A 2,213-nucleotide genomic window follows, 5' to 3' on the forward strand; every position below is an offset into this window, starting at 1 on the left:
CATGATTTTGCACAAGTTTCAGATGAGGAGCTTGCCCACGCCCTAGATCTCATCAACCACCGCCCCCGGAAATGTCTGGGGTGGAAGTCTGCTCACGAGTCTTTCATGTCCGAAGTGTCGCACTTAGCTTGACAATCCGTCGTATAAAAAAAGACCTGATCCACGGTAGACTACCGCAGTCAGGTCTTCTGTCTTTTATAAAGTAATCTTAACTTCTAACAAATTCATAAAACGCCAAAGCATCTCCCCATGTCGGGAATCCTGCTTGCGCTAGTTTATCACTGCCTCCGCCTTTTCCATTGTAGGTACTAAGATGCTCTTTGAAAAAAGCTCCACAGGAGACCTCCGCGCTGCCATTCTGTGCAAATACAACCTTATTCTCAGCGGAACTAGCCAATAATACCGGAACATCACTTTTCGCGGTAAGCTTGTTAGCTAAACTTTGCAAATCTTTCAGCGATTTATCCTCGAACACTTTTGAGATCAGCTTTCCTTCTTGTTGGGCTAAAAGCTCCTGTACGATGTAATCATCATTCTTCTCTTTAAGAAGGGTAATTTCAGCTTGCAGCTGTTTTTGTTCATTCTCCCATTTTTCAATGCGATCGATAATTTCATCTTTTCCCGTATTGAATTTGGAAGATAGTGCTCCCACAATTTGTAGACTGCTATTAAACTCCTCCAAAGCACGGTATCCACATTTAAAATAGATCCGCGTATTGCCTTTTTGTTTCTCCGCTTTCAGAAGCTTAATTATACCAATCTCACCTGTTGAAGATACATGCGTACCACCGCAAGCGTTATATTCAACATCTTTAATTTCTACAATCCGGATGTTCTCCGTCACTTTAGGTAGTTTGACCAATTTAAGCTTTGAAGCCTCTTCCCCTGTTACAAAATAGCTCAGGATACTATGGTTCTGGTAAATCTGCCGATTTACCTCCCACTCTATGGAATGAAGTTGTTTAGACGACAGTTCTGGCGCTTCTATATCAATGGTGCAATAATCCTCACCCAAATGAAAGCTTAGAGTCATAAACTGGTACAAATTAAGACAGATGGCTGAGAGCAAGTGTTGTCCACTATGCTGCTGCATATGATCAAATCTTCTCTTCCAATCGATTTGACAAGTGACGGATAAATCATCAGGCAGGCGTTCCAGCTTATGCAGGACAAGATCTTCCTCACTGATTACATCAAGTACCGGGATATCCCCAATCGTCCCTAAATCACAAGGTTGCCCACCGCCATGCGGATAATAAGCGGTCTTCTCCAAAATAACATAGAGTCCATCTTCTCGTGCTATGGTTTCAGTAATACAGGTCTCCCAATCAGTAAGGTATGTAGAATTGTAGTATAGTTTGTTGGTCATGTATGTATCCCTCTCTTTTATACGTTTTCGGCACATTAAGCTTATAGTATCATAACGGATTTCAAAGACAAACTGCACCAAGAAAAACGCCTTGCGGCGTTCTTGGAAGGAATTCACTCTTCTGTTCTCAATACTGCTACACGGCTGGCGAAGAAGGTCGATGAGCTATGGTGCCTTAGAGCCCATCCGTTAGTCTGACTCCAACGACCCCGGTGCATCACAGATTGTCGCTCCCTTTCGAGAAGCACTCATGGGAGATTAATCCTACTCTGGTTTTTGCACCAGCCTAGTCTTTAGTGATTGTAGAACGAAGTTTATTGTTTTTCTGTCTGCCTAAGTACACATAAGGCTCAGCCTTTTTTTAAAAAGTGTTTTTCTGAGTCTTCTTTCTTATGTTCTTTTACTAGTTTTGAGCTAATTTAATTTTCATGGGAGCTTAAAGATAAGGTAGCCGATCGATCTGACCGGATGCCTCTCTGTATTTATTGAGCTCCCTCAGTACGATTCAGTTTTCTCACGAATGCTCGCTTATTCGCAGGATTTCACCCTGTCAGATTTACCGAAAGATTGTTAGAGCAACCCGGTTGAGGACCAGGACAACATGAAGGCGTGAGGAAATAGAGGGGGATGATAAAACCCCATATCCTTCCATATACTGCACGCTTCTCCACGCCGCCCTTGGAGGTTTTCACTCCCATGTCTCAACGGGGCATTGCCCTCTCATTCCTTCGTTACGCCTTTCCAAAGGGTGGAGGCCGGTCATGCTAACGTTACGGGTCGGTGCCCTTTGGTTCAATATATCCGGTACTCCGTGCTTTCTTTTGAAATCCCGTGAATAAGCCAA

1 protein-coding gene and 1 pseudogene are annotated in these 2,213 nt (G+C 43.4%); one reads left to right on the forward strand and one right to left on the reverse strand.

Going from position 1 to position 2,213, the window contains the following annotated elements:
* Positions 1 to 132, forward strand: a pseudogene (locus UQ64_RS32130) (IS30 family transposase); the annotation flags it as partial.
* Between the two features lie 76 nt (positions 133 to 208).
* Here UQ64_RS32130 and UQ64_RS14400 read toward each other — a convergent pair.
* Positions 209 to 1,369 (reverse strand): alanyl-tRNA editing protein, encoded by a 1,161-nt coding sequence (locus tag UQ64_RS14400; protein ID WP_060624159.1) that lies wholly within the window; start codon positions 1,367 to 1,369, stop codon positions 209 to 211.
* Between the last annotated feature and the right edge of the window lie 844 nt (positions 1,370 to 2,213).

Origin of the sequence: Paenibacillus etheri (genome assembly GCF_001012825.1) — a bacterium.
Classification (GTDB): Bacteria; Bacillota; Bacilli; order Paenibacillales; family Paenibacillaceae; genus Paenibacillus_AQ; species Paenibacillus_AQ etheri.